Raw genomic sequence first — 22714 nt, 5'->3', positions numbered from 1 at the left:
CAGTTTATTTTTAAGGAATCACCGTTCTGAATTAACAAGCCATCAACATATATTGAACTGAGCCACATTGAACTCGCTCAAAATAGAGCACCTCAAGCATTTGAAAGATAAGTAAAAATAACCAAATAAAATAAAGTGACCTGCAATACTGATGCAATTAACGCTCAACAATGAGTAAAAAAAGTCAAAAAATGCTAAGCGATCAGTATCACATTGTTAAGAAAAGGTTGATATTTAACCTCAATTACTATATTTATAAGATAAATAAGCTTTAATTAAAAAGTTAAGATTTATAAAAAAGCAATAACATCAACTGGGGGAAGAAAAATGTCTACAAAAGGAATCGCTACTTTTGGCAAGAGAACGACGTTAGCACTTGCTATTGCTGGGGCAATAGGCAGTGTTCACGGAGTAACAGCAGCAGAAGCTGACACTCAAGCCAATGAGCAAATTGAAGTCATTGCTGTAAAAGGGATCCGCAGCAGTTTAAAAAACTCTATGGCCGACAAGAAATCCGCATCAGTGGTTTCAGATGGTATTTCGGCAGAAGATCTGGGTAAATTTCCAGACTTAAACGTTGCTGAGTCATTACAACGTATTACAGGTGTCTCTATTGACCGTAGCGGCGGCGAAGGTCAAGCCGTTACCGTTCGTGGTTTTGGCCCACAATTTAACACGGTACTGGTTAACGGCCGCCAAATGGCAACCGACAGTGCGGGTCGTGAGTTTAACTTCGACATTTTAGCGGCTGAGCAAATTACCGGCGCCAACGTATACAAAACCACTAATGCTAGCATGCAAGAAGGCGGCATTGGCGGAACTATCGACCTAACAACTGCACGTCCATTTGATTACAGCGGCTTGCAAATTGTAGGGTCAGTAAAAGGCATGTACGAAAGCCTTTCAGAAGACGTATCGCCTGCGTTTTCAGGCTTAATCAGTAACACCTTTAATGACGAAACCATGGGTGTGTTATTGGCTGTAAGCCACCAAGAACGCAGTGTTCAAGTTAACCAAATCAATACAGCTGGCTGGCGCGGTGGTCAAACGATTTCTAACGCACGTGATGGCGTATTATTCACTAATGCCTATATCCCACGTAACTGGGACCAAATCGTTGATGAGCAAGACCGTACTCGTACCAACGCCAGTTTAGTTTTTCAATATGCACCCTCTGACGATGTCAGCATTACTTTAGACGGCTTTATCTCTAAGTTTGAAGTCGACTCACAAGTGACCGATTTAGCATCATGGTTTGAACCCGATCGTGTCGGCAGTGCCACGATTGACCCTTCTACTGGGACGCTATTAACCTTTAGCCAGGATGTTGGCTTACATCAAGGCAGTGGCGATCCAGCTACCGACTTTGTATCGCACACACGTAACTCTCGTGATGTCACTAATAGCGGTGTTGGCTTAAATGTTAAATGGGATGTCACTGAGCAGTTAGTCGCTAAATTTGACGTATCAAACTCAAATGCAGAAAACGATCGCGCTGGCCGTGACCGCTTTAACGTTGTGGGGATGACCAACAGCTATTCATTTGACGGTACTGGCGACGTGCCAACGGTATTACACGATGGATTTACAAATGGCAGCTTGCCAGATGCTAATCTAGCGAGTTTACATTACAACGAAAAAGGTAATCAATTCACTGATGAAGATGAAATCACTGAATTCAAAGCTGATTTTGAGTACACCCCCGATTCGTTAGTTTTCACTAAAGCTAAATTTGGTGTTTATCGTCAAGAACGTGAAAAGTCGAGCTATCAAATCTTTGGTAGTCAATGTCAGTTCTGTGGCTACGGCACCGAGGCTCCAATCGACGCGATTGACTTTAGGCCTTACACAGCCAATAACTATTTCTCTGGTTTAATCGACACTTTCTACACCTATGACGGTGATGCGATGGTGGATTACTTAGCTGCTGAAGGCTATCCCATTACGCCAACATTACAAAACAACCGTTATACCATTAATGAAGATGTCACCAGCCTATACATGAACTTCACGTTTATGTATGACGTTGGCGATATGCCATTAACCGTTGATTTTGGTGCGCGTTACTCAAACACAGATGTGGATGTGAGTGCAGTACAAAGTTATATTTCTGACGTAGTTCCTACCAGCGATGCAACCTTATTTACTAACGTGTATGGCCCAGCTAATGACATCACTCAAGGTACGTCTTACTCTAACTTATTACCAAGCTTAAACATTAAGTTAGATCTGCAAGATGATATGGTTTTACGCTTTGCAGTGTATGACTCATTAACTCGCCCAACCATGTCTCAGCTTTCTCCTGCGACAAACTTTAATGAGCCACGCCGTCAAAACTTAACCGCAAGTGGTGGTAACCCTGCACTAGAGCCGTTCCGTTCTGAAAACTGGGACGTGTCTTACGAGTGGTATTACGACGATGCAAGCTTATTTAGCTTTGCATTCTTCAGCAAAGAAGTTGACGATTTTATCGTGAGCTTAACTGGTGATGAAACGTACCAAATGACCGACCGTAGTGGTCCTGATTTCAACTGTAGCACCACTAACTCAGACCTATGTACTAGCGACGTTGTGGCAACCACAGAAGAGCTAAATGGTCAGTCTGAAGTGTATACAGTGACACGCCCACGCAATGGTGAATCAGCACGTATTACCGGTTACGAAATTGCGTTAACTCACGTATTCGACAACGGTTTTGGTGTAACAGCTAACGCGACCGTAGTAGATAGCAACGTTAAAGTGGATGCTAACTCTACCCAAAGCTTCGCACTTGAAGGTTTAGGTGACTCACAAAACTTAATCGTGTTCTACGAGCAAGATAACTGGCAAGCACGTGTTGCATTTAACAACCGTGAAGGCTTTTTACGTCAGCTAGATAACGGTTTTAACGGTGAGCCAATTAAAACTGAAACCTTCGGACAGTGGGATATTAGCGCGAGCTACGATATCAACGAAAATGTATCTGTTTTTGTTGAAGGCATTAACATCACTGAAGAAGAGCTAGTGCAAACAGGTCGTTTCGCCAACCAGGTTTACTCGGTTGAAGACAACGGTTCACGCTACGCAGTAGGGTTAAGAGGCAAGTTCTAAGTTATAAGCCTTAAAAAGACAGGTGCAAGCGCACCTGTCTTTTTGTTTATAACAAGACCGACAAACTTCACCTTGTGATAGTGTTTAAGCACTCAATTGCAAACAGGATGTTAACCCAATGGCAAAAGCAGTAAAAAAAATAATCATTGTGGGCGGCGGAACAGCGGGCTGGTTAACGGCAGCAATCATTGCATCGCATCATAAAAACCAAACAGGCCAGACACAGACAATAGACATAAGCTTAATCGAATCGTCAGATATTCCGACTGTGGGGGTAGGAGAAGGTACCTGGCCAACCATGAAAAATACCCTACAACAGATAGGGTTGAACGAAAGTGACGTTTTTAGAAAGTGTCATGCGACGTTTAAACAAGGCGGCAAATTTGTCAGCTGGGTGCATGGCAATGGCGACTTTTATTATCATCCTTTTACCGTACCATTGGGCTACGGCCGCCTCGATTTGGCGCCATATATTGATAATATTAAAGATTACGCCGAACAAACCAATTTTCAACATGCTATTTGCGAGTCAGGCCTTGCACCGCGCAGCATGGCAGAGGGTGACTATCAAGGCACATGCAACTATGCCTACCACCTCGACGCTGGCGCCTTTGCCGACATGCTCAAACAACACTGTAAAACCCATCTCAACGTTAATCACATTATTGGTACGGTCGACCATGCTAGCGTCGACAGCCAGGGCAATATCAGCAATGTAACACTTATCGATCAAGCTCCTATCGAAGGTGATTTATTTATCGACTGCACCGGGTTTGCATCGTTATTGCTCGGAAAAACCTTAAACGTTCCTTTTATTAAGCTCGACCATGTACTGTTTAATGACCGCGCAATCGCCATGCAAGTGCCTTACGACAATGCCGACAGTCCCATTGCGTCACACACTATCGCCACCGCACAAGATTCTGGTTGGATTTGGGATATCGGCTTAACGCACCGCCGCGGCGTAGGTCATGTTTACTCAAGCCGCTTTATGAGCGACGAACAAGCAGAAGCCAATTTACGTCGTTATATTGGTCCTAAAGCAGACGGATTACCCGTAAAGCATATTCGTTACCAAAGCGGCCACCGTGAACGTTTTTGGCAAAATAACTGTGTCGCTGTAGGTATGGCGGCAGGATTTGTAGAACCACTTGAAGCGACCGCCATTATGCTGATAGAAATATCAGCCCGCTACATTGCTGAGAATTTACCCGTTAACGACAACGTCATGGCATTAACGGCCAAGCGCTTTAATCAACAAATGGATTATCGCTGGGGTCGTATCGTCGACTTTTTAAAACTGCATTACATGTTAACCAAACGTCCAGAACCTTATTGGCAGGCGCACTGTAATCCAGACTCTATCCCGCAAAGCCTACAAGACGACCTGAGCATGTGGGCATTTAGAGGCCCCACCAGCAAAGACTTTAATGGTCCAAATGAACTATTCCCTGCGGCCAGTTATCAGTATGTTCTTTATGGTATGGAGTTTACGCCAGACTATTCGCAACACGCCCACTTGTACCAACAACACGCGCAAGCGTCGCAAATATTAAATCGCAATGTTCAGCTCACGCAGCAGATGCTCAATACTCTGCCGCCTCATCGTGACTTTATTGAACAATGGTTAACTCACTCTCAACAGTAGAATAATAATATGAAAACACTGACAGAATTAACCCCACAACAACATCAAGACTTACGCATAACAGACGACTGTGCCATTCAATTTGCCCAGCAGCAAAACATTATGAACCTGCGAGTCACCGAAGTGAGTCAAGCAGCGTGTTGTATGCCGATTTTTTATGTGCGTAATAGTCAAAACGGCCAATGGGTATTAACCGGCTTTACCAGTTTTGAGCAAGGGAGCAACTTGTTTATTGAACAAGGTCAATGGACGGCATTACACACGCCAGCAAACATGCAAACCTTTCCATTTTTCTTAATGAAGTCGCCAGAAAACCCACAGCAATACACCATTGGTGTTGATCAAACGCACTCCGCGTTTTCAACCACCAGCGGCAAGAGTATTTTTGAAGCCAACGGCAAAGCATCGCTGCATTTGTCCAGAGTTAAAACGTTACTTGAAGCCGATATCAAAAACGATATTCGCACCCAAGAATTTAACCAATACATCAGCCAACTTGGCTTATTACGTCCGATAAATATTTTAGTGCAACACCAAGATGGCAGCACACCCAGTTTATCTGGCTTGTACACCATCGACGAAGACAAACTGCAATCACTCGACAAAGATGCCTTATTTGAACTGCATCACAAGGGGTATTTGGCGCCGTTACAAGCCATGTTGATGTCGTTATTTCAGCTTAACAGCCTGATAAAACGCCACAATAAGGTTGCAACATTATCGCCAATTAAAAATATAAAACTAGAAGTTAGTAAAAAAACGGCAGCATAACAATACCCAACACACGATTGGGAAAGGAAAAACAATGTCTGAAAACATGATCCAATTATCGGTATTTGCCTTTGTCACGGCAATTATTGGTTTATTAACTTACATGAAATGTCGCGGTGCCAACCGCCAACAGAGCACACAAAACAAAGAATACTTCTTAGCTGGGGGAGGCCTAAGTTGGGTATTTGTTGCGGGCTCAATTACGTTAACCAATTTGAGTACCGATCAGCTTGTGGGGATGAACGGTAACCAAATGGCATTACTGGCTTGGTGGGAGTTTTCTGCGGTTATCGGGTTAATCATTTTAGCTAAATTGTTTTTGCCTGTTTATTATAAATACAACTGTACAACAACAACCGAACTGCTAGAAAAACGATATAACAATAAACATATACGTGCCGTTATTGGCGCTATTTTCTTTTTAGGTAACGCATTTATCTACATGCCTGCGGTGATTTATTCTGGGGCGCTGTTTATGCAAACCATGTTTAATGTCGACATTCCGTTAATGTATATTGCTGTTGCTTTTGCCACATTGGGTGCGGTTTATGCCTTCTTTGGTGGCTTACGTGCAGTTGCGGTATCAGACACTTATTCAGGCGTATTGCTTTTAGGTATGGCCATTTTTGTGGTGTTTTTAGCCTTAAATGCCATTAACTATGATTTCTCTGACATTCCAGCTGAACGGTTAACCTTTATTGGTGACAATGATTCACCCTTGCCTTGGCATACTCTGCTTACCGGTATGATCTTTATTCAAATGTTTTACTGGGGCACCAACCAAACGATCACCCAGCGTGCAATGGCGGCTCCCACCCTTAAAGAGGCACAAAAAGGGGTCTTTGCCGCTGCCGGTATTCGTATTTTAATTGTCCCTGCGATTGTGGTTATCCCAGGTATTGTGTCGTACAAATTGTATGGCGATATCGGCGATGCAGCCTACGGGCGCATTGTTGGCGACTTAATGCCGACATGGTTAACTGGTGTATTTGCTGCCGCTATGGCCGCTGCGGTTTTGTCGACCTACAACAGCTTGCTAAACTCAGCAACTGCGCTGTATGTATGTGATATTCATGAAGCCTATATTAAGAAAGACCCTAACGTTGTGCGCTTGAGTGGTTGGGTAACCTTGTTACTGAGTATCCTGACATTAACGCTGGTACCAATTTATCAACAAGCTGAAAGTATTATTAACTTACTACAACAGCTAAACGGTTTACTCAGCATGCCTATTTTATCGATATTCATTGTCGGCTTGGTATTCAAAAATATTGATGCTCGTGCAGGTATTGGCGCAGTTATCTTTGGCGTGTTGCTGTATGCCTCATTAACGTTTGAGTTTTCACCATTCTATTCAAGCTGGCACTACATTCATTTAATGCCAGTAACGTTAGCAGCTTGCGTATCTTTCGCATTGCTCGCTAACCGATTCGTGTTTGGTAAAAAAATCCAATTTGCCTCACGTGATGATATCGAAGTGGCTTAAACCTCGCAGATGTCATCAATAAAAATGAGCACCCATTGTGGTGCTCATTTTTTTAGCTTAAAGAAGTCATCAATCATGCCGATAAATGATATTAAGCCTTAATGAGCTAATATAATAAAACTGAACAAAAAGTGACGTTTATCCGGTCTTAATTTTTAGACAATAATACTAAGGTACTTACTATGCTTAATGCTTTTAACACTATCAAAGCGCGTATTCTATTAGGTTACGCTGCGACGGTGCTTATGACCTTAGTCGCCGCGGGATTACTCAGTAGCAGTAACCAAACGGTTAAACAAGAGGTTGCTGGGTTTGTAGATGGTACTTTACCCGCATTAAAAAGCATTACGAAAGTTCAAAGCCATGCCAAAGAGTTAGTATTAATCGGCTATTCGCTTTACGGAACCACAATAAGTGTCAGTGAGTTTAGTGAACAAAAAAACTTACTGACACAAAACCTAAATCAACAATACCAGCTGCTCAATTCCGTAACATCAGCACAACTCATGCCGCAAATTGACGCCCTTTATGCAGCGTTATCATCATTAGAAAACATCATGAGCAAGCAATCTGTTGATTGGGACACCGCGCGCGAACAACTGAGTAAACTCAATAATAGTGCCAACGACTTAAAAGACCGCCTTGATACACTTGCACAAGATATCTCTGGCCAAGCCAATCAAAATGCGATGAACATCCAAAAAGAATTGGGTAACAATACATTGCTGATATATGTGCTGGTGGGCCTTATGGTATTGGTGGCTGTAGGTGCATATTTAGCGGCGCAAAAACAAATTGCCAGTCCAATCCAACAGCTGTCAAACGACCTGACTCGTATTGCTCAAAACCGTAATCTAAAAGCTCAGCTCTCTGATGAATGCATTGTTGAAATCAGTAATGTGGCCACCAGCGTCAATGGATTAATCAAGGTATTCCGCTTAGGCATGAATGATGTACATGATGCTATCGCCAGTATCAGCCAAACAGTGGCACAGCTGAGTAACACCACCGGAAAGTCATCCGCTTCAGTTGATGAGCTGCAATACACTATTGTCAGTTTAGTGGATGTGATGTCGCAGCTTGAACAACAAATGGAACAGAGTGTTGAGCATTCACAAAGTGCTGCAGACTCGGCTCAACAAGGTGCACAAAGCATGGTTGAAGGGCAAAAAGAAGTGAAGCAAACGGCAGATAGCATTAGCGTACTCGCGCAAGATATTGAAACAACTGCGAGCATGTTACTGACACTACAAAACTCCGGCAAACAAGTGGCTACAGTGGTAAAAACCATTGCTGATATTGCCTCACAAACGAATTTATTATCATTGAATGCTGCCATTGAAGCCGCGAGAGCGGGCGAAACAGGCAGAGGGTTTGCAGTAGTGGCAGATGAAGTGCGCACCTTAGCGTTGCGCACACATAACTCAACGGTGGAAATCAATTCAATGCTGGCCAATATCGTCGAATCGATTCAATCTGCGGTTGACAACATGGCGTCAAATCAACAAAAAGCACAACAATCTGTATCATTAGCAAACCAATTAGTGTTAACTCTTGAACAAAGCCGCCAGCTCATTCTCTCTCTAGCTACGGTTAGCCAAGAATCAGCCATGCTAGCACAAGCATCCCAACAACAAGCACACACAGTTAAGCTTAAGGTGCAGGACTTCACACTGTTAGGGGAGTCGGTATCGACTGGAAATCAGCAAATTAGTGAAGCGGGTAATAAGTTAAGTAATTTAGCCGATAAGCTAACCAACACTGTCGATCAGTTTGAACGTTAAATCGTAGAATAAAATAGTTTATCTTGGCGGTTTTTGTTTTAACCAAATCCAAAAACCGCTCAACGACACCATCAATAACGCAAGGGCAAACAAGTCCCATAGCCATATCGTTAAATGGCCAAACAAGCGCCCACTGTGTAAATCAAGCATAACTCGTTGCCAGCTTAAGTTGGCGCTGCGGGCTCGATTAATAATGGTCTTGTCTATCTCATCTTTGGCACTGACCCAGTGACTAAACCCATTCGGTAACGACGCCAATTGCCAGTCAATAAGTTGCTCATCGGCTTGGTAAATACCATTAGCAGTATTAAGCCATACTCGATTATCAACAAGCGCTAACCCAAGCAAATCCGCAGGCAGCCCAGTGCTGTTACTTTGGGTTTCTTGTAACTGGCCTTGTTTATCAAATAAATATAACTGCTGCGCATCTATTGCTACGATCATATTACTGGCATACGTGGCACTTATTAGGGTATCAGCCGCCTCTAAGATCATCTGTTGATTTTGCCACAGCAAGTTGTCGGTAATGTATAAAGCAGAAGAAGTCTGGCCAAATTGAGCAACATGCTTAGGCGCAGCAATGCCGTAATAATCTAATAACCATGCTTGAGTCACACCGGTTTTATCTAAACCTAAGTCGTCACTGTGGTTAATGGCCACACCCGTTAAGGTTAACAGTAGAATAAACAACGCGCTCGCCAAGCCTAAGCGACGATGCCAAGGGCGAAGTACGCGTAAAAATTGAATTCGTAGACTGTTTCTAGAGGGTTTTGTCACGCTAACCTGCTTAAAAATGGCTTATTTATTGATATGGGCATCAAGCAACAATGCGATGCGCGAGAGTTTTGTCAATGCTCTCACCGACAAGGTAGCCCCAGTAATACCGTCAATGTGTTTGTCGAGCTGATGTTGCTCAGTTAATTTTGCCGCTTTAAATTGGTCGGTAAAAAAATCATGGCGTACTTCATCACCACGGCTTTCTCGGTACACCAATACTTTAGTTTGAGCAATTTGCTGATTTTTTACGTGAATACCCACCGTAATCGGCGACTCTTTCCCAATCTCATCCATAATCCACACGGTTTCATTATTATGTAACCAATAACGCACGCGCATTTTAGTAAATCGATGGGCTAAAATTGCCTCTACAGCTTGTTTTAAATCATCATCGAGCCATAACACTTTGGCATCACCGCTATTGCCGTTAAATGCCTGGCTTATAAATGCATCATTTGACTGGTATTGGGTGGCAGCCTGCGCGCTATGCGTTGGCATATACCCTACAAACAACAGTATAAAAAACACTAACACCGAACGAAACATTGGCACATACCATCCATAAGCAATCATAAAAAATACGGGTGCCGACAATATACACTGTTGGCACCCATTTTTATCGATAATCGGTTTTACCGAAAATAACGTTAAGACTTGTCAGTGCTTAGAACTGATAACCAACGCCTAGGTTAAAGCCGTCTGAATCAGCTGCACCGCTGATTTTTTCAAAGTCAGCTTTAAACACTACGTTTTCGTGTAACCAGTAGTTCACACCCACGTTAGTTTGCTTTTTCTTGGTGTCCGCGCTGTCACCGGCATTGTTGTCCCACTCGTTGTAACGAGCAAATACACCAAACTGGTCATTAATACGGTAAGCAGGCTCAATATAGAAACCATTTTGCTTATCACGACCTAACGCTTCAGCCTCTTGACCGTCGATGTCCCACTGAGCAAATAATGCTTTAACGGTAAAGTTTTCGATGCTGTAAATAGCATGTGCTGTTACTAAGGTTGCAGAGGCAGTATCAACACCCGCTTCACCTTGCGTTAAATCTGATTGATATTGTACTGTGGCAGCAAGCTCTAAACCTGGTACAGCAGTGTACTTAACACGGCCGGTATAGGCTAAATCTTCACCTTTGGCTTCAGATACTTTTTGACGACCATTACGGATCTTGTAACCCGAGCTTTGGTCTAAATACAAACCAGAAGTCACTGCTGTATCAAATGCTAAACCAGGAGCCGCTTTAACGTTAAGCGTTAAACCACCTTCCCACCACGTCGCTGGGATAATGTCTTTTTCTACCGGGTTACGTTCAACACCGTAAAACGTGTTCGGTTCATGAGTTTCGTTAATAATACCCACTGGCATTAAAAATAGACCCGCTTTACCGGTAAGCATTTCATTGAAGTCATGCTCGATATAAGCTTGCTCTAACTCCACTTCGCCTTTTTTACCGTCACCAGCGATGGAGTGCTCAACTTCTAGTTCAGAGAAAAAACGAGTTGAGCTGTTAAATTCATGGCCAACAAATAACACAAAACGGTGGAAATCGAATTCTTTTTTATCGTTACCCGTTTTGTTGTCAGTAATGTTGTTGTAATGCAATTCGCCATAACCACCAATGGTGGTTGCTGACTTGCTAGACGCTGTTGCTTCAACAACATCGGCAGTGGTTTCTACACGCTGTTCAGTTTGTTCTAGACGCTTCTCAAGATCTTTTAACACTTTTTGTTGCTGTTCAATGATTTGGCGTAATTCAGTTGTTTCGTCAGACGCAGTAGCATAGTGGCTAGCAAACAGGCTTAATAAAGTAGCCGCAATTAACGTTTTTTTCATTTGGTTATCCTGATGGGTCAAAGTGAACACTATAAACTTGTGTAAAGCTATGTAAATTTACGCGGATTATACATAACGCGCACACTAATGCAAACCATTATCATTAAGGTTATTAACCAGCTGAGCACTAGATCACAACACTTACCAAATAATTGCAACAAACCGGAATAGACGAATTAGTTGCAAAAAAACGGCTTACCCGTTGAAAGTAAGCCGTTTTTATATCTATTCTATCAGTGTAGTAAATCGAACGCCCTCACCTGTTATTTACCAATATGCCTTTTATGATGAGTATTTATTTTTGCCGTTCAGATTGTTAACACTAACTTGCCAACATACTGTTTTTGTAAAAAGACTTCTTGTGCAGCATTAATGTCTTGTAAGGGAAAAGTCTTCGCAATAATAGGGCTCACTTTGCCTTGTTCTATACAATTAACCAGATTTTGAAAGACTTGTGGCTCAAGTACAGTACAACCAAAAAAGCTTAAATCTTTTAAGTATAATGTTCTGATATCCAGCTCAACTAATGCACCACCAATTGCGCCAGATACAGCATAACGGCCACCCGGTTTTAACACCGACAAAAACTGCGGCCATTGTTCTCCGGCCACAAGATCAATCACCACATTAACGCTGTTATCACCTAAAACATCAACCAAATCTGCGTCTCTGGCAATAACCTGATCGACACCTAAATCGAGCAATTGCTGGTTTTTACTTGGGCTCGTTATCGCAATAACATAAGCGCCGCGAGCCTTAGCTAACTGCACAGCTGCCGAACCAACACCGCCAGAGGCACCTGAAATAAGCACACGATCGTTAGCGGTTACATTTGCTCGGGTTAACATGTTTTCTGCAGTTGAATAAGAGCAAGGAAATGAAGCGAGTTCTGCGTCGGTCAACTTGCTGTTAATAGCATAAGCATGCTTGGCATCAACAACAGTATATTCAGCAAACCCTCCGTCACATTCAGAACCAAAATACCAAGGCAAGTCCAGTGACATCCCTTTTACCTGTCTGATGCAAGGTTCAATTAGCACACGCTCACCAATGCGTTGTTGATTAACATTCTTGCCGACTGCAACAATCACACCGCAGACATCCGCTCCTTGAATACGTGGAAAGGTTAACGGATTACCAGACCAACTCGCATCAGCGCTATCGCCTTCGGCTTTGGAATACCACGCGATACGCGTATTAATGTCGGTATTATTCATCCCAGCTGCTAACACTTGGATCAAAACCTCATCTGCGTGGGGGGTTGGAACCGCAATATCGTCACGGTATTGCAGCATTTCAGGACCACCATGCCCGAGTAATTGCACGCCCTTCATAACACTTGGAATGGTATTCACTATGAGTTTATCTCCATAAGTTGTTTAACAGTTTGGTGAGCCGACACAATTGCCTCCTCCCCCAATAAAGGCCATGCACTAGAAATGCCTTCATGGAGTAAAAATAACTGCGTGGCTAAGTCGGCTCGCAGGCTTTGTTGAGCTAAAAACTGGCGAACATCTTGTTTATGTTGTTTAACGGCTAGGGTTATTTCAGCATTATCAGGAAAAGCCGCAATGGCGTTCATCGACATACACCCATGTGGCGCATATTGCTGCATCCACTGTTTGAGTTGGGCAAAAATATGATTAATAGCATCAATTCCAGCAGCCGGTGAGTCTTGTTGTAAAAAATCCAAATAACGTTGATGACGGTAAGCAAGCGCACCAATGATCATCGCCTCTTTCGACGGATAATGTTTATATAAGGTACGTAAACTCACCTCACTGGCTGTTTTTAATTGCGCCACACTGGGTTCAGCAAAGCCATACAGGCTAAATGCTTGTTCCAATCGAGCTGCAATTTGTTGCTTTAACATCTTCCCCTCTTGGTAGAGCGTTTATTCTACATACAGAGTAGAATACTCACTCTACCCTGTCAAGTGTCGATGCTTAAACACTCATTTAGTGCAGCCCTCTGTATGCTTAATAACCACACCACGATTTATAATTGCCGCTACAGCAAACAATTCCCTTCGTGGGGAGCTTATTTGTCAGGTTTTTAAACCCAAAACACGCTATGATCTGCACTCATCGCAATACGCTAATGTCATCAATATAAAATGCCTAATCACAATGGCAACGATGACTCGCATCGCGAAATTTTATTCACTTTTTATCGACATTAGGCAATACCATGGCTATCAGAATTAAACTTAAACCCGGCCGCGAACGTTCATTAGACCGTCGCCATCCTTGGGTGTTTTCCAACGGCATTCACAACGTCAATGGCGGCAAACCTCAAGCCGGAGACACGGTTGACGTAGTCGCACACGACGGCCGCTGGTTAGGTCGTGGCGCTTGGTCACCCGAGTCACAAATTCAAGTCAGGGTATGGACCTTCGATAAACAAGAAGAAATTGATAGCGACTTTTTTGCAAGACGCATTAAACGCGCACAAGCGGGACGTGATGATCTGATTCTTGAGCAAGGGCTTACGGGATACCGTTTAATTGCAGCCGAGTCAGACGGGTTACCCGGTATCACCATTGACCGTTACGCCAATGTGCTTGTATGCCAACTACTCAGTACCGGCGCTGAAAAATGGCGCGACACCATTGTTGAGCAACTAGTGCTGCAATATCCAGATTGCGCAGTGTATGAACGTTCGGATGTTGATTCTCGTAAAAAAGAAGGCTTAGCACCTGTAATGGGGTTACTGCACGGTGAATTGCCACCAATGCCAGTCATCATTGAAGAAAACGGCATTAAAATCGCAGTCGATGTGGTTAAAGGTCATAAGACCGGTTTTTATTTAGATCAACGTGACAACCGCGCTATGGCGGCTCGTTTCGTTAAAGGTAAATCTGTACTCAACTGTTTTTGCTACACAGGCACTTTTGGTTTGTACGCAGCTAAAGCGGGCGCGGCCAGTATTGAAAACGTCGATGTATCGGGTTTAGCACTGCAAACGGCGCGCGACAACATGGCAATTAATAACCTAAATGATGACCACGTTAACTACAACGAAGCTGATGTATTCAAGCTATTGCGCCAATACCGTGATGAAGGAAAAACCTTTGATGTCATCGTACTTGACCCGCCTAAGTTTGCTGATAATAAATCACAGTTAGATGGCGCATGTCGTGGTTATAAAGACATCAATATGATTGCCATGCAGTTAATGAACCCTGGTGGCATCTTGCTCACCTTCTCTTGTTCAGGCTTAATGCAGTCAGACTTATTCCAAAAAGTGGTGGCCGACGCGGCGTTAGATGCCAAGCGTGAAGTGCAGTTCATTGAACGCATGCACCAAGCAAGCGACCACCCTATTAGCAGCGCATTTCCAGAAGGTTATTACCTCAAAGGGCTTGTCGCTCGTGTTTGGTAATCGTTAAGTAGACCTAATCAAAAAGGGAACAGTATCTGTTCCCTTTTTTGTTTAATGTAACTCAAGCTACTTAACGACTGACTTTTAATGAGGCATAACACAGAACGAATAATTTTCGATAAAAGCTCACTAATACCTATCAACACTAATCAATAAATAACCATTTACCAGACACAATATTGATATAAACCCCAACAACAATAACCGCCAACATTGATGCAATAAAAGGGGCTGTACTCGCTACCATAAAAGCCATACCAAGCGCAGCACCGAAGCATAATGTCACAGCAGCCAGTTTTTCTCGCTCAAGATTATTTTTTAACTTCAAGTAATTCTTCATCTGCTGAGCCGATTTATTTGAGCAGGCTAATCAGCTTTAAATTTACAATAAACACTCACACAAGAAGCCACTTAATGGGTTAGTTAGATGCAAAAAAGCGACTACTCAATGAGTCAGTCGCTTGTTATCAAGCTTTAGCAGTTAAATACTCACCATTTTGTGGTGCTAAACTAAAAGAGTAAATTATTCATAGTATGTTGTTGTTTGTAATAATATCTCACTAAAATCAAAGATTTGATCTATAGTCTCTATCGGATGCCGAGTTTCATTTTTATCGACATCGAACAACCCAAGATATTTTTGTTTGGCATTAAAGTGCAAACGGCATAAAGGTTTGCGATTATTGTCATCTAATAACACACCAAAATAACTTTGGGTATCTCTTGCAATAATCCTAGTAGCATCAACCTTTTGCCTTAAAATAGCTTTAACAATATTAAAACCTTCAACTTCATCATTGGTAGTAATAATTTTAGGCTTATCATCATCTTGTGCATGTTGAACGTCTTCATCAACTTTAGACGTTTGTTCACCACCTATTGCTGATTTCAACCTGTCATTAATACTATCACTTAAAAATTGTCTTAAGGCTTTTTTAGTAATTTCAGTAAATTGCTGTTTAACTTTAGGTGTAAGTACGCCGTCATATGCTCTTGCAGCGAAAAATTTAATAAACTCTTCTTCTGGTTCTTTAAATTGCTCATTTAACAATTTTTTTATTTGATTTAAATATTTAAGTTCACCAGCCGCACTCACGATAGACTCAACATCAAATGAAGATTTAGTGAGTTTCTTAAGCTCTGGAACCAAATGCTCATCAATATTTAATAAATCTAAGGTTAAAAATGGTTTTTCATCCATCTTATTAGGGGCATCAAGATCGGTAAAAAATTGGTATTCTGTGCCGTTTGTTAAAATGGCCAAACGAGAGTTTGTAACCGAAAAATACCTAAAAAGTTGTCCTGCATGTTTAATGGATAGCTTTTCACCATATTTTTTGCATTCGATAAGAATTTGTACCTCGCCATCCTTAACTAATGCGTAGTCTACTTTCTCACCTTTTTTCGTGGCTATATCGGCAGTAAACTCAGGGATTACCTCGTTGGGATTAAAAACATCATAACCTAATACTGTATGTAAAAATGGCATGATCAACGCATTTTTAGTGGCTTCTTCAGTTTGCAAACTGGCTGCTATTTGAGGAATCCTTTTTGATAAAACATCTATTCGTTCAATAAAATCCATCTCATCGACCTCGTGTTAATGATTAATGTCACTCCAATTTCAAGTTAGCAGATAAAAACCAAATACCATAATAATTTTTTGAGCATTTTTCAGACAATAAAAAAGGCTTCCACAAGAAGCCTTTTTTAATTAAATCATAATCTTATTCAACAGTTACGCTTTTTGCGAGGTTACGAGGTTGGTCTACATCGGTACCTTTAATTAAGGCAACATGGTATGACAATAATTGCAGTGGAATGGTGTAAATCAGAGGTGCCATAAACTCATCACAATGTGGTACCTGGATGACTTTCATGGTGTCATCTGATTCAAACTCAGCATCGACATCGGCAAATACATACATTAACCCGCCACGAGCACGTACTTCTTCAACGTTAGATTTAAGCTTTTCGAGTAACTCATTGTTGGGTGCGACAACGATCACTGGCATATCGGCATCAATAAGCGCTAATGGGCCGTGCTTTAACTCACCTGATGCATAAGCTTCTGCGTGAATGTATGAAATTTCTTTAAGCTTTAGTGCGCCTTCCATTGCGATTGGATATTGATCACCACGGCCTAAGAATAGTGCATGTTGTTTGTCGGCAAAGTCTTCTGCTAATTCTGCAATGGCATCATTTAAGCCAAGCGCTTGTTCCACTTTAGCTGGCATTGATAACAAGCTTTGAGTAATAGCGGCTTCCATGTCGCTAGACATGCCATTATGACGACCTATAGCCGTAGTTAACATTAATAAGCCAGCAAGTTGTACGGTAAAGGCTTTAGTTGATGCGACACCAATTTCTACACCGGCTTTCATCATGTAAGCCATGTCAGATTCACGCACTAATGATGAACCAGCCGAGTTACAAATGGTTAAAGTGGCTTTATAGCCCATCTCTTTAGCAAGACGCATTGCCGCTAATGTGTCGGCAGTTTCACCAGACTGTGAAATAGTCACTAATAGACTATTTGGGAATAGGTGCGACTTGCGATAGCGAAACTCTGATGCAATTTCAACGTTACACGATACGCCAGCCCAATCTTCTAACCAATAACGCGCAGCCATACCCGCATGATAACTGGTACCACAGGCAATAATTTGTACGTGTTTAATGTCTTTTAATAATTCTGCGGCATTTTCACCAAAAGCAGAATCCAATACCTTACCACCAGCAATACGCCCCTCTAATGTATGGGCAATAGCAGTTGGCTGCTCATAAATCTCTTTGAGCATGTAGTGACGATATTCGCCTTTATCACCGGCATCATGGGTTACTTCTGACTCTTTCATTTCACGCTGAACGGCGTTGCCGTCAAGATCAAAAATGTTAACGTCACGACGGGTAATTTCCGCTACGTCACCTTCTTCTAAAAAGGCAAATGAACGGGTAACAGGTAGTAAAGCGAGTTGATCAGAGGCAACAAAGTTTTCGCCTAAACCATAACCAATCACTAACGGGCTACCACTACGAGCAACAACCATACGTTCGCTATCACGGCGGTCGATAACCACGGTACCGTAGGCACCTTCAAGTTGTTTAACTGTGGCTTGAACTGCAGCTAATAACGTACCAGCGATTTTAAGTTCGTGGTGCACAAGGTGACAAATGACTTCGGTGTCGGTGTCTGATGAAAACACATAACCTAAACCTTTAAGCATCTCGCGTAGTTTGTTGTGGTTTTCAATAATACCGTTGTGAACAACTGCAATATCGCCCTCAGATAAATGTGGGTGCGCATTACGTTCACTTGGTTCGCCATGTGTTGCCCAGCGAGTGTGAGCAATACCGGTTCCGCCAGCTAGTGGCGCGGCGTCTAACGCTGATGACAACTCTTGTACTTTGCCTAAACGACGGGTACGGCTTAATTCACCTTGATGAATAACAGCAACACCTGCTGAGTCATAACCACGGTATTCAAGGCGACGAAGGCCTTCTACTAAAATTTCTGCAACATCCCTTTGCGCAACAGCGCCTACGATTCCACACATGTTAGTTGTTTCCTTTACTGTTTAAATTTAATTTTGTTTACTGAGCATATGGCGCGAGTAAGACTCTAACGCCATGTGCTGAAATAATGTCTACTGCTTGTGGGCTAATGTTGTCGTCGGTGACTAATACATTGACCACATCCCACGGCAGTTCTAGGTTGGGGATCCGTCGACCAATTTTGGTCGACTCTAATAACACCACCACTTCACGTGACATTTCGGCCATCACTTTGCTTAAGCCGGTGAGTTCGTTAAATGTAGTCGTGCCACGATCCAGATCAATACCATCGGCACCGATAAATAGTTGATCGAAATTATATGAACGTAATACTTGCTCTGCCACTTGGCCCTGAAAAGACTCTGAATGTGGGTCCCAGGTGCCACCGGTCATCAATAATGTCGGCTCATTTTCAAGCTCATGAATCGCGTTTGCCAGTTGCAATGAATTCGTCATCACCACTAAACCACATTTATCATTAAGTTGTTGCACAATCCCTGACGTGGTGCTGCCACTGTCAATAATGATTCGGTTATGATCGCGAATAAGCTCAGCCGCTTTGGCGGCAATAGCTTGCTTATTTAACGATAACGTTTCATTGGCTATTTGCGTCATTTCCTGAGGTACCGATACCGCACCGCCATAGCGACGTAACAATAATCCGTGCGTTTCTAGCATGGCCAAATCTTTGCGGATCGTGACTTCTGAGGTAGCGAACAAACTGGCCAGCTCATCGACACTGACTTCACCTTGGTCGTTGACCAATTTAATGATCGAATGGCGACGTTGTTGAGTATTACGTTTGGTCATTTGATTAAAAATCTTTCATATAAGTTTCGAAGCGAAACATATTTTAGCAGTAAATGAAACTTTATCTAGATCTGAATCGTTAAAATTGAAATAAAAGTACAAAAAAACCTCTGTGGTAAGCAGAGGTTTTAGGGGTAAACGCCAGTATTGAGCTTGCAGTATTACTTCTTAATCTTCACAGGACGTTGCCAACCTGCAATATGGCGCTGCTTTACACGGGTGATAACTAATTCATCTTCAGCAACATCTTTAGTGATAGTAGAGCCGGCACCCAAGGTGGCGTTTTTGCCAATAGTCACTGGGGCAACTAATTGAGTGTCGCTTCCTACGAAGACGCCGTCTTCGATGGTGGTAATAAACTTATTAGCTCCATCGTAGTTACAGGTAATGGTACCAGCACCAATATTCACACCAGCACCAATAACAGCATCACCTATGTAACTCAAGTGACCTGCTTTCGAACCTTTACCTAGTACGCTCTTTTTAATTTCAACAAAGTTACCAATATGAGCATCTTCTTTAAGCTCCGCCCCTGGGCGTAAACGAGCAAAAGGTCCAGCACTGGCTGCTTGCCCAAGCTTTGCGCCTTCAACGATGGTATAAGGTTTAATTTCAGCGTTATCTGCAATGTCACAATTAATCAAAATGGCACCTGCGCCAATCGTGACGTTATTACCTAATACCACTTTACCTTGGAATATGACATTGATATCAATCATCACATCCATACCCACGGTAACATCACCACGAATATCGATACGTGCAGGGTCGCGTAAATTGGCACCTTCTAACATGAGTTTTTCAGCAGCGCGAGCTTGGTAAGCACGTTCTAACTGTGCTAATTGCACACGATTATTTGCGCCTTCAACTTCAATGGCTGACTGGGGTTGTGACGTGGTAATAGCGACACCATCAGCATGAGCCATGGCAATAATGTCTGTTAAATAATATTCGCCTTGAGCATTGTTGTTAGATAACCGATTCAACCACGCTTTTAATTGCTTGCCGGGTACCGCCATGATGCCGGTGTTAACTTCAGTAATTTTTAATTGGTCTGCATTGGCATCTTTTTGCTCAACGATACCAACAACCTTACCAAACTCTCTCACTATCCGGCCATAGCCTGTTGGATTAGTCAGATTTACAGTCAAAATAGCGAGGCCATTTTTCTCACGCGCGGCAAGCAAGCTTTCGAGTGTTGATTGTTGTATAAGCGGAACGTCACCATAAAGAATGAGTACGGTATCATCGTCGTTAATGTTTGGATTGGCTTGTGCTACCGCATGGCCAGTACCAAGCTGCTCGGCTTGCAATACCCAATTTAATGTTTGCTCACCTAATGCCGCTTGTAGCTTATCTGCACCATAGCCATACACTAATTGAATCGCTTGTGATCCTAATGAGTTAGCTGTGTCGATAACATGCTGAACCATACTTTTATGAGCAATTGGATGCAGAACTTTAGGCAAATCAGAGCGCATGCGAGTTCCTTTGCCTGCAGCTAAGATGACAACATTTAACGACATAATTAATCCCTTCAAACAACATAAATTCTAATTGGCGCTATTTTAGCTTAATCTCAATACAAATGGAAAAACTCACGATGTGGTATTTCAGTATCTAACGGCAATAAAAAAGGCGACTCATAATGAGTCGCCTTTTCAGCGTCAAATAATCAGATTATCTGGTGATATTTCGCTTGATGGTTTCAACTACTTTCAATTGAGCCAAAGACTTGGCTAATTCGATAGCAGCAGCTTCATAATTGAAGTCGGCGCCAGCATTAGCAATAGCTTGCTCTGCACGTTCCTTCGCTTGTAAAGCGGCTTTTTCATCAATATCATCGGCACGTAATGCTACATCAGCAAGTACTGAGATTGCAGTAGGTTGTACTTCCAGTAAACCACCTGAAAGGTACAACACTTCTTCACTACCATCTTGCTTGATAAAGCGCGCCATACCAGGCTTGATTGTTGTTAGTAGAGCAACGTGGTTAGGCATAATACCTAACTCACCTTCAGCGCCGTTCACTTCAAAAAAGCTCACTTCGCCGTGGTAGATGCTGTCTTCTGCACTAACAATATCAAGTTGGACTGTTTTGGCTGCCATCAAGTTCTCCTTAAAGAACTAAGCTTTACGGCCTAGTTATTTCTTTTTGTTCGCTTTTTCGATAGCTTCATCGATTGAGCCAACCATGTAGAACGCTTGCTCTGGAATGTGATCGAACTCACCTTCCAAAATACCCTTAAAGCCACGGATAGTGTCTTTTAGAGAAACGTACTTACCAGGAGAACCTGTAAACACTTCTGCTACGAAGAAAGGTTGAGATAAGAAACGCTCAATCTTACGTGCTCTGAATACCATGGTTTTGTCATCATCTGACAATTCATCCATACCCAAAATAGCAATAATGTCTTTCAGCTCTTTATAACGCTGTAATACAGTTTGTACACCGTTTGCAACATCATAATGCTCTTGGCCAACAACCTGTGGATCTAACTGACGTGAAGTCGAGTCCAACGGGTCAACGGCTGGGTAAATACCCAAAGAAGCAATTTGACGAGACAATACAACAGTCGCATCTAAGTGAGCGAAGGTTGTAGCGGGTGACGGATCGGTTAAATCGTCCGCTGGTACATATACAGCTTGAACAGAAGTAATCGAACCAGACTTAGTTGAAGTGATACGTTCTTGAAGAACACCCATCTCTTCAGCTAGTGTTGGCTGATAACCTACTGCTGACGGCATACGACCTAATAGTGCAGATACTTCAGTACCAGCAAGGGTGTAACGGTAAATGTTGTCCACGAACAACAATACGTCACGACCTTCGTCACGGAACTTTTCAGCGATACTCAGGCCCGATAACGCTACGCGTAAACGGTTTCCTGGAGGCTCGTTCATCTGACCATAAACCATGGCTACTTTGTCTAATACGCCTGAATCTTTCATTTCGTAGTAGAAGTCGTTACCCTCACGAGTACGCTCACCAACACCAGCGAAAACAGAAAGACCTGAGTGAGCTTTAGCGATGTTGTTAATCAGTTCCATCATGTTAACTGTTTTACCAACACCAGCACCACCGAACAGACCAACTTTACCACCTTTAGCGAAAGGACAAACAAGGTCGATAACCTTGATACCCGTCTCTAAAAGTTCAGTTGAGTTTGACTGTTCTTCGTATGAAGGAGCTGCACGGTGAATTTCATAACGCTCTTCTTCACCGATAGGACCCGCTTCATCAATTGGCTCACCTAGTACGTTCATAATACGGCCAAGGGTTGCAGCCCCTACCGGAACAGAAATTGGTGAACCTGAGTTTACTACCTCTAGACCACGACGCAGACCATCAGAAGAACCCATAGCGATGGTACGAACTACACCACCACCTAGCTGCTGCTGAACTTCCAGCACCAAACCATTGCAGGCGCCTTCGCCAGTGATCTTCAGAGCGTCATATACTCGAGGTACAGAATCTTGTGGAAACTCTACGTCCACAACCGCGCCAATTACTTGGACAACAGTACCTGTGCTCATGATTAATCCTCTAAACTTGATTTCGTTACCTA

General features: G+C 42.7%; 18 protein-coding genes. 6 read left to right on the top strand and 12 right to left on the bottom strand.

Going from position 1 to position 22714, the window contains the following annotated elements; all coding sequences use genetic code 11:
* Positions 1–327: 327 nt before the first annotated feature.
* The 5 genes from ACROAE_RS15705 to ACROAE_RS15685 all read left to right on the top strand — a co-directional run bounded on the left by ACROAE_RS15705 (position 328) and on the right by ACROAE_RS15685 (position 8779).
* Positions 328–3090, top strand: a complete 2763-nt coding sequence (locus ACROAE_RS15705) for a TonB-dependent receptor (RefSeq protein ID WP_432403413.1) — start codon at positions 328–330, stop codon at positions 3088–3090.
* 118 nt (positions 3091–3208) lie between these two features.
* Complete coding sequence (locus tag ACROAE_RS15700; RefSeq protein ID WP_432403411.1) at positions 3209–4738, top strand: tryptophan halogenase family protein; 1530 nt, start codon at positions 3209–3211, stop codon at positions 4736–4738.
* A 9-nt stretch (positions 4739–4747) separates the two neighbouring features.
* Positions 4748–5509, top strand: a complete 762-nt coding sequence (locus ACROAE_RS15695; protein WP_432403409.1) for a SapC family protein — start codon at positions 4748–4750, stop codon at positions 5507–5509.
* Positions 5510–5543: 34 nt separating this feature from the next.
* Complete coding sequence (locus tag ACROAE_RS15690; protein WP_432403407.1) at positions 5544–6995, top strand: SLC5 family protein; 1452 nt, start codon at positions 5544–5546, stop codon at positions 6993–6995.
* Positions 6996–7177: 182 nt separating this feature from the next.
* Entirely contained in the window at positions 7178–8779 is a 1602-nt protein-coding gene (locus ACROAE_RS15685) for a methyl-accepting chemotaxis protein (RefSeq protein WP_432403405.1), read from the top strand.
* 18 nt (positions 8780–8797) lie between these two features.
* Here ACROAE_RS15685 and ACROAE_RS15680 read toward each other — a convergent pair whose 3' ends face one another.
* From ACROAE_RS15680 to ACROAE_RS15660, 5 genes are all read right to left on the bottom strand, one after another.
* Positions 8798–9556 carry a PepSY-associated TM helix domain-containing protein gene (locus tag ACROAE_RS15680; protein WP_432403403.1) on the bottom strand — a complete coding sequence of 253 codons (759 nt, stop codon included), beginning with the start codon at positions 9554–9556 and terminating at the stop codon, positions 8798–8800.
* A gap of 21 nt (positions 9557–9577) precedes the next feature.
* The gene (locus tag ACROAE_RS15675) at positions 9578–10054 is read right to left on the bottom strand and encodes an FMN-binding protein (protein WP_432403448.1); all 477 of its coding nucleotides are present in this window, start codon (positions 10052–10054) and stop codon (positions 9578–9580) included.
* Between the two features lie 166 nt (positions 10055–10220).
* On the bottom strand, positions 10221–11396 hold the full coding sequence (locus tag ACROAE_RS15670) for a porin (RefSeq protein WP_432403401.1): 1176 nt from the start codon (positions 11394–11396) through the stop codon (positions 10221–10223).
* Between the two features lie 308 nt (positions 11397–11704).
* Positions 11705–12751, bottom strand: a complete 1047-nt coding sequence (locus tag ACROAE_RS15665; RefSeq protein WP_432403399.1) for an alcohol dehydrogenase family protein — start codon at positions 12749–12751, stop codon at positions 11705–11707.
* Complete coding sequence (locus tag ACROAE_RS15660; protein WP_432403397.1) at positions 12751–13269, bottom strand: TetR/AcrR family transcriptional regulator; 519 nt, start codon at positions 13267–13269, stop codon at positions 12751–12753. The genes ACROAE_RS15665 and ACROAE_RS15660 overlap by 1 nt, the downstream gene beginning before the upstream one ends.
* A 317-nt stretch (positions 13270–13586) precedes the next feature.
* On the opposite strand from ACROAE_RS15660, the gene ACROAE_RS15655 reads away from it, so the two are divergent.
* The gene (locus ACROAE_RS15655) at positions 13587–14780 is read left to right on the top strand and encodes a class I SAM-dependent rRNA methyltransferase (protein WP_432403395.1); all 1194 of its coding nucleotides are present in this window, start codon (positions 13587–13589) and stop codon (positions 14778–14780) included.
* A gap of 145 nt (positions 14781–14925) precedes the next feature.
* Here ACROAE_RS15655 and ACROAE_RS15650 read toward each other — a convergent pair whose 3' ends face one another.
* The 7 genes from ACROAE_RS15650 to atpD all read right to left on the bottom strand — a co-directional run bounded on the left by ACROAE_RS15650 (position 14926) and on the right by atpD (position 22682).
* Positions 14926–15108, bottom strand: a complete 183-nt coding sequence (locus tag ACROAE_RS15650; protein ID WP_432403393.1) for a hypothetical protein — start codon at positions 15106–15108, stop codon at positions 14926–14928.
* Positions 15109–15303: 195 nt separating this feature from the next.
* Positions 15304–16365 carry a type I restriction endonuclease gene (locus ACROAE_RS15645; protein ID WP_188958529.1) on the bottom strand — a complete coding sequence of 354 codons (1062 nt, stop codon included), beginning with the start codon at positions 16363–16365 and terminating at the stop codon, positions 15304–15306.
* 142 nt (positions 16366–16507) lie between these two features.
* A complete protein-coding gene (glmS, locus tag ACROAE_RS15640; RefSeq protein ID WP_432403391.1) occupies positions 16508–18337 on the bottom strand; it encodes a glutamine--fructose-6-phosphate transaminase (isomerizing) in 1830 nt (609 codons plus the stop codon).
* Between the two features lie 37 nt (positions 18338–18374).
* Positions 18375–19145: a DeoR/GlpR family DNA-binding transcription regulator gene (locus tag ACROAE_RS15635; protein WP_432403389.1), complete on the bottom strand. Its 771-nt coding sequence runs from the start codon at positions 19143–19145 to the stop codon at positions 18375–18377.
* A gap of 161 nt (positions 19146–19306) precedes the next feature.
* A complete protein-coding gene (glmU, locus tag ACROAE_RS15630; RefSeq protein WP_432403387.1) occupies positions 19307–20671 on the bottom strand; it encodes a bifunctional UDP-N-acetylglucosamine diphosphorylase/glucosamine-1-phosphate N-acetyltransferase GlmU in 1365 nt (454 codons plus the stop codon).
* Positions 20672–20825: 154 nt separating this feature from the next.
* Positions 20826–21254 carry a F0F1 ATP synthase subunit epsilon gene (locus ACROAE_RS15625; protein ID WP_432403385.1) on the bottom strand — a complete coding sequence of 143 codons (429 nt, stop codon included), beginning with the start codon at positions 21252–21254 and terminating at the stop codon, positions 20826–20828.
* A 36-nt stretch (positions 21255–21290) separates the two neighbouring features.
* The gene (atpD, locus tag ACROAE_RS15620; RefSeq protein WP_160055766.1) at positions 21291–22682 is read right to left on the bottom strand and encodes a F0F1 ATP synthase subunit beta; all 1392 of its coding nucleotides are present in this window, start codon (positions 22680–22682) and stop codon (positions 21291–21293) included.
* Positions 22683–22714 lie beyond the last annotated feature (32 nt).

The organism is Shewanella sp. MF05960, assembly GCF_050849305.1.
Taxonomy (GTDB): domain Bacteria; phylum Pseudomonadota; class Gammaproteobacteria; order Enterobacterales; family Shewanellaceae; genus Shewanella.
This window is presented reverse-complemented; position numbering and strand designations above follow the sequence as displayed.